The organism is Streptomyces bobili (assembly GCF_002154575.1).
Lineage (GTDB): Bacteria > Actinomycetota > Actinomycetes > Streptomycetales > Streptomycetaceae > Streptomyces > Streptomyces bobili.
The window spans coordinates 1-6,066 of the sequence record NZ_MUBA01000590.1 but is presented as its reverse complement, the minus strand read 5'-3'; the positions used below and the strand labels follow the sequence as shown (position 1 = coordinate 6,066).

Annotated in this window: 9 protein-coding genes and 1 tRNA gene; 9 read left to right on the top strand and 1 reads right to left on the bottom strand. The window is 70.9% G+C overall.

The window, feature by feature from the left end:
• Nucleotides 1-183: uracil phosphoribosyltransferase (locus BZL64_RS34355; RefSeq protein ID WP_279634642.1), on the bottom strand; the 183-nt coding region annotated here is incomplete at its 3' end.
• 138 nt (nucleotides 184-321) lie between these two features.
• Here BZL64_RS34355 and BZL64_RS39635 point away from each other — a divergent pair.
• The 9 genes from BZL64_RS39635 to BZL64_RS34310 all read left to right on the top strand — a co-directional run bounded on the left by BZL64_RS39635 (nucleotide 322) and on the right by BZL64_RS34310 (nucleotide 5,806).
• Nucleotides 322-552 carry a hypothetical protein gene (locus tag BZL64_RS39635; protein ID WP_143663387.1) on the top strand — a complete coding sequence of 77 codons (231 nt, stop codon included), beginning with the start codon at nucleotides 322-324 and terminating at the stop codon, nucleotides 550-552.
• 312 nt (nucleotides 553-864) lie between these two features.
• Nucleotides 865-1,413: a tRNA adenosine deaminase-associated protein gene (locus BZL64_RS34345; RefSeq protein ID WP_086772994.1), complete on the top strand. Its 549-nt coding sequence runs from the start codon at nucleotides 865-867 to the stop codon at nucleotides 1,411-1,413.
• 59 nt (nucleotides 1,414-1,472) lie between these two features.
• Nucleotides 1,473-1,904, top strand: a complete 432-nt coding sequence (gene tadA / locus BZL64_RS34340) for a tRNA adenosine(34) deaminase TadA (RefSeq protein WP_086772993.1) — start codon at nucleotides 1,473-1,475, stop codon at nucleotides 1,902-1,904.
• 68 nt (nucleotides 1,905-1,972) lie between these two features.
• Nucleotides 1,973-2,057, top strand: a tRNA-Ser gene (locus tag BZL64_RS34335).
• A 182-nt stretch (nucleotides 2,058-2,239) separates the two neighbouring features.
• Nucleotides 2,240-2,416: a hypothetical protein gene (locus BZL64_RS40390; protein WP_086772992.1), complete on the top strand. Its 177-nt coding sequence runs from the start codon at nucleotides 2,240-2,242 to the stop codon at nucleotides 2,414-2,416.
• Nucleotides 2,417-2,451: 35 nt separating this feature from the next.
• Nucleotides 2,452-2,745, top strand: a complete 294-nt coding sequence (locus BZL64_RS34325) for a Dabb family protein (RefSeq protein WP_086772991.1) — start codon at nucleotides 2,452-2,454, stop codon at nucleotides 2,743-2,745.
• Nucleotides 2,746-2,920: 175 nt separating this feature from the next.
• Nucleotides 2,921-3,751: an RNA polymerase sigma factor SigF gene (locus tag BZL64_RS34320; RefSeq protein WP_086772990.1), complete on the top strand. Its 831-nt coding sequence runs from the start codon at nucleotides 2,921-2,923 to the stop codon at nucleotides 3,749-3,751.
• 353 nt (nucleotides 3,752-4,104) lie between these two features.
• Nucleotides 4,105-5,016 (top strand): RNA polymerase sigma factor SigF, encoded by a 912-nt coding sequence (locus BZL64_RS34315; protein ID WP_086772989.1) that lies wholly within the window; start codon nucleotides 4,105-4,107, stop codon nucleotides 5,014-5,016.
• A gap of 70 nt (nucleotides 5,017-5,086) precedes the next feature.
• Entirely contained in the window at nucleotides 5,087-5,806 is a 720-nt protein-coding gene (locus BZL64_RS34310; RefSeq protein WP_086772988.1) for a hypothetical protein, read from the top strand.
• Nucleotides 5,807-6,066 lie beyond the last annotated feature (260 nt).

Sequence of the window (6,066 nt, the reverse complement as noted above, 5' to 3'; positions counted from 1 at the left end):
GGTGCCGGCGACCGGCGTCACGATGTCGACCTGCTCGGTCCGCACGTCCCGCGTCGCCTCGTAGGCGAGCAGGGTGACCAGCTCGTCGGCGAGGCGACGGAAGGTCGCGGAGTCCGTGCGGCGGTCGCGCAGCGTGGTGAGCTTGTGGGCCACCAGGGGGTGGTCGACGACGTGGAGACGCATGTCCACAACAGTAACCGGGCCCGACCCGCCCAGCGTCCCCACAGACAGTGAGCCTCTCCCCCTGACTCAAGGGTTCCGTCGGCATCAAACCGTCCTTCGCAGGGAAGGTGGTGGGACACGGACCAGGGTGGTGGACCAATGGCTGACCTGCCAGAGCGTGCGGCGCCGCGACCGGAGGAGCCGCCGAAGGGCCCTTCGGAGGGGCCCGCGGAGAGGCCTGCGGAGACCGAGGGCGAGCGCCGCCGGCGACGCGCCCAGTTCCTGCGCGACCTGGCCGAGGCCCGGGAACTGCGCGACCGCGTCCAGCCACGCCGCGCCAAGACCGCCCGGCTGCGACACGCGATGCGCATGCGCACCTTCCGCTGGTAGCCCCTCGCCCGGCGCCCGTTGGGAGGATCGCCGACCTCACGCGCGTTACGGGGTGGGCGTGCGTGGCCGTACGGCAAAGCCGCGTACGATCCGCGGTGGTGGCAACGAGTGCGCTGGTCGCGTCGCTCGCGGACGTCCCCGTGGACCCGCGATCAAAACGTCCGGACACAGGGAGCCGAAGATGTCCCCTGGACGCCTTGTTTCTGCCACGATTCCGAGTGGGTGGGGCTCGGAGCCTCCAGCTCTCTCCGCCCGCAACCTCCGCCGGGGGGACCCCCAACCGGCACGCCTATGACCAGTGGGAGAGTCACGGTGTACTTCGCCGCACTGCTCGCGCGCACCGAAGACGGGTGGGAAGCGAGCGACACAGAGCTCGACGATGTGGAAACCCTGTCGGATCTGGCCGACCTGGCCCGGGAAGCCTCTCCCGACGAGGACACCGTCCTCGTGCTGATCGAGCAGGAGGACTCCTGGTTCGGAGTCGTCCGCATCGACGGCGAGGAGGACCCGCGCATCTTCGTCTCCGACGCGAGCGCAGCCGCCCGCAGTTCCTACGGCGAGATCCTGCTCACCGACGAACTGCTGGGCCGAGATCCGGCTGACGCCGACGACCTGGACGCCCTCGACCTCGACGGCACCGAGGACGGTGACGACGAGAGCGACGACGTCGACGAGGACGACGGGGACGGCGTGGCGAGCGCCGGCCCGGCCGAGGCGGTGCCGCACGGCCCCGTCGGCGACGCCGGCATCCTGGACGACCTCGGCGTCGGCGAGAAGGAACTGAAGTCGCTGTCCTCGGACGCGCTCACCGAGATCGCCGAGTCCCTCGGGGCCTCGGAGGTCCTGGAGACCGTCCGCTGACCGCACCGACCGAGGGGGGCCGGTCCGCCGACCCCGTACGTGACCCATGGCGGGCCGCGATGCGGCTCGCCATGGACGAGGCCGCGCTGGCCGCCCTCGGCGGCGACGTCCCCGTCGGTGCCGTCGTGCTGGGCGCCGACGGCACCACCGTCCTCGCGACCGGCCACAACGAACGCGAGGCGGGCGGTGACCCCACGGCCCACGCGGAGGTCCTCGCCCTGCGGCGGGCCGCCGCGCGGACCGGGGAGTGGCGGCTGACCGGCTGCACGCTCGTCGTGACGCTGGAACCGTGCACGATGTGCGCGGGCGCGCTCGTCCAGTCCCGCGTGGACCGCGTCGTCTACGGCGCGCGCGACGACAAGGCGGGCGCGGCCGGCTCCCTCTGGGACGTCGTCCGCGACCGGCGGCTCAACCACCGCCCCGAGGTCGTCGAGGGGGTCCTCGCCGAGGACTGCGCCGCGCTGCTCACCGAGTTCTTCCGCTCCCGCTGATCGCGTCGCGAATCCTGCCTGGGAATCCGATTTCAAAGCGGGGCTCACCTTGTTGTAAGGTCTCTCTCGGTAGCGTGTCCGAGCGGCCGAAGGAGCTCGCCTCGAAAGCGAGTGTGGCGCAAGTCACCGAGGGTTCAAATCCCTCCGCTACCGCTGATGACACCCCCTGAACCGTGGCGACACGGGTCAGGGGGTGTCTTGCTGTACGGCCGATGCCACGTACCCCCCGAAAACGCCCCGCCCGTCGTGGCGTTGGTCGGAGGAAATGATGTGAGGGTTACACTCGCGGCCGGCAAACAGGGGGCCCTAGGGGCAGTACTCAGAGGGAGGCCGCGGTGGCGGTGAACGCAAAGAAGATCGCCGTCTACGCACTCGTGGTCTTCGTGCTCTATGTGATCATCACGGACCCGGAGAAGGCGGCGGACTACGTCCAGATAGGCTTCGAGGGCATATCGGACGCCGCCGGCGCCATCGGCGACTTCTTCACCTGGATCGCCGACGGAGCGAAGTAGAAGCGGCTGCGCGGCAGTAGCCACTGGGAGTGCCCTTGATCCGCCATCTGGTCCTCTTCAAGCTCAATGAGGGCGTCACCCGTGACGACCCCCGGGTGGTGGAGGGCGAAGCGGCCTTCCGCGCCCTCGGCGGGCAGATCGAGGAACTGCGCTTCTGGGAGCTGGGCTGGAACATCAGTGACCGGCCCATCGCCTACGACTTCGCGATCAACTCGGCGGTCGAGGACGCGGACGCCCTGAAGCGGTACCTCGAGCACCCGGCACACCAGGCCGGCGTCGCCCTCTGGCGCGAGTTCGCCACCTGGGTGATCGCCGACTACGCGTTCTGAGGCGCCTTCCACTGAGCCCTCCGCCGGAACGGCGGGGGGCTTTCGCGCGTCCTGCGGCCAACTTCTCCCTCAACACGGTGTTATGGGGTGCTTGCACACAGTGCACATGTCTTGTGATGCTATGACCGCTTTTGATGGATGAGTTGACCGAAGTTGACCTGACGAAGAGGTGGCGTTGACCGTGTCGGCCAGTACTGCGCCGCCTCAGGAAGAGGCACCCGCCCCGATGACGCCCGAGCGGCGCCGCGGCGCGGACACCCGGGCACTGACCCAGGTGCTCTTCTCCGAGTTGAAGAACCTCCAGCCGGGCACGCCGGAGCACGACCGCGTGCGCGGGGCGCTCATCGAGGCCAACCTTCCCCTCGTCCGCTACGCCGCCGGACGCTTCCGCTCCCGCAACGAGCCGATGGAGGACGTCGTCCAGGTCGGCACCATCGGCCTGATCAACGCCATCGACCGCTTCGACCCCGACCGGGGCGTGCAGTTCCCGACCTTCGCCATGCCGACGGTCGTGGGCGAGATCAAGCGGTACTTCCGCGACAACGTGCGCACCGTCCACGTACCGCGCCGGCTGCACGAGCTGTGGGTGCAGGTCAACAGCGCGACCGAGGACCTGACCACCGCCTTCGGCCGTACGCCGACCACCGCCGAGATCGCCGGGCGGCTGCGCATCCCCGAGCACGAGGTGCTGTCCTGCATCGAGGCCGGCCGCTCGTACCACGCGACCTCCCTGGAGGCCGCGCAGGAGGGCGACGGGCTGCCCGGACTGCTGGACCGGCTCGGCTACGAGGACCCGGCGCTGGACGGGGTGGAGCACCGCGACCTGGTCCGCCACCTCCTGGTCCAGCTCCCCGAACGCGAGCAGCGGATCCTGCTGCTGCGCTACTACAGCAACCTGACCCAGTCCCAGATCAGCGCGGAACTCGGGGTCTCCCAGATGCACGTCTCACGCCTCCTGGCGCGCAGTTTCCAGCGGCTGCGGTCGGCCAACCGCATCGACGCCTGAAGGACCCTGGCAGGGGGCGAGGGCTCGCGCGGCACTCGGGGGGTGGCCCGTCGGGGGTGCCCCCCTCGGAGTGAAGACGCGTAACCGAACGCGGGAGCGATCCATCACCGTGACGGGCGAATCCCTCAACGGCGCACTTCCGGGCTGAAGTGCGCTGAAACACCGTCACACCCCCTCTTTCCAGGGCCGTTTCGTGACTCACATGTCGACATGTCACTACAGCGTGTTGCCGACATGTGACATTCTGCCGGAAGCGCGTTTGCCAGGGCTTCGGCTCCGGTATTCAGGTGAAGGCTGGCGTTCCTCGATCCGGAGCGTTCGTCACGACCGTCCCGCGACCCAAAGGGGGTGGCATGTCCGCAGACCAGGGCAGCTCGAAGGTGCTCATGCTCACAAAGAGCGAGTCCGCGCCCACCGAGCCCGTCACGACCGTCGAGCCCGACGGGCTCGTCGCCGTCACGGCCCTCGAGGCCGCTCCCGTCCCGGCCCTTCCGGCCACGGGGGCCATCGACACCCGCACCCTGTCCCGCTCCCTGTTCCTGCGGCTGGCCGCGCTCGACGAGGAGAGCCCCGAGCGCGCGTACGTCCGGGACACGCTCATCGAGCTGAACCTCCCGCTCGTGCGGTACGCGGCAGCACGCTTCCGCTCGCGCAACGAACCGATGGAGGACATCGTCCAGGTCGGCACCATCGGCCTGATCAAGGCGATCGACCGCTTCGACTGCGAACGGGGCGTCGAGTTCCCGACCTTCGCGATGCCGACGGTCGTGGGCGAGATCAAGCGCTTCTTCCGTGACACCTCGTGGTCGGTGCGCGTCCCGCGCCGCCTCCAGGAGCTGCGGCTGGCCCTCACCAAGGCCAGCGACGAACTCGCCCAGAAGCTGGACCGCTCGCCGACGGTGGCCGAACTGGCCGTCGTCCTGGGCGTGTCCGAGGAGGACGTGGTCGACGGGCTGGCCGTCGGCAACGCGTACACGGCCTCCTCCCTCGACTCCCCGGCCCCCGAGGACGACGGTGGCGAGGGCTCCCTCGCCGACCGCCTCGGTTACGAGGACACGGCGCTGGAGGGTGTGGAGTACCGCGAGTCGCTGAAGCCGCTGCTGGCCAAGCTGCCGCCGCGCGAGCGGCGGATCATCATGCTCCGCTTCTTCGCCAACATGACGCAGTCACAGATCGGCGAGGAGGTCGGCATCTCCCAGATGCACGTCTCCCGCCTCCTCACGCGCACGCTGTCCCAGCTCCGCGAGGGCCTGATCTCCGACTGAGCCACCGAGGCGGGCCGCCGGGCCCGTCAGCGGGGTTCCTTCCTGACGAACCGTCAGCCACACTGGCGCGATGCGCCGGCCGATGTGGACCCAGGGCCGCCGGGGCGCCGTAATGGGCGCGTCGGCGGCCGTCGTCATGTGTGCGGGAGGACTCGGACTCCTGGCCGTGGAAGGCGGCGGCCAGGACGGGGGATACGTGGCGACAGGCGCGGCGCCGGGCCCCTCGGGCGCCGCGGCGCCGCCCTCGGCCGGGGTGCGGCTGATACCGCTGGACGGCGAGGAGTCCGGGCCGTCCCCCTCGGGCAAGGCCGCCCCGACACCGTCGGCGAGCGACGCCCCGCCGATTCCACCGCCTCCGCCGTCGGCCCCGAACGCGCACCCGTCGTCGCCCGGAGCACCGGCCGGCCCCGGCTCGGCCCCGGCATCCACCCCCTCCAACTCACCGTCCCCGGTGCCGGTTTCGCCGACGGCACCACCCGCCGGCCCTGCCGTCCTGGACGTGGGCGAGCCCGAACGCGCCGCCACGGACCGCCGGTGGTGCGAGCAGGTGACGCTCACCTTCCACAACTCGGGCGGTACGGAGGTCCGTTCGGGCTCGGTGACCCTGGGGACGCACATCATCGGCGCCCTGGGCGTCGACTGGGCGACGATCGAGTCCACGGAGGAGATCCCCGCGCCGATCGCCCCCGGCGCCCGCGAGCGCGGCACCTGGACGGTGTGCGTGGACGCCTGGCGCGTCCCCCTGGGCATGCGTGTGGAGACACGGGACGTGTCGGTGAGGTGGGAGTGACGCCGTCGGCTTGACCGAGGACGGGACGGGTGTGGGTACGGGCGGACGCGCCGCCGTGCCGGCGCGTCCGAGGCCCCGCGCGGTCAAGGCGCGCCCCGCTGTTCCTGTTTGAGCGCCGACGCCGTGTTGATCCCACCTGCGCGCCGGCGCCGCGTTGTTCCTACTTGAGCGCCAGCCAGGCCACCGCCGCCACGATCGCGACCGCCGCGACGATGCCGATGATCAGGCCGAGGCGGGAGCCGGCCGGGGCGGGGGCCCTG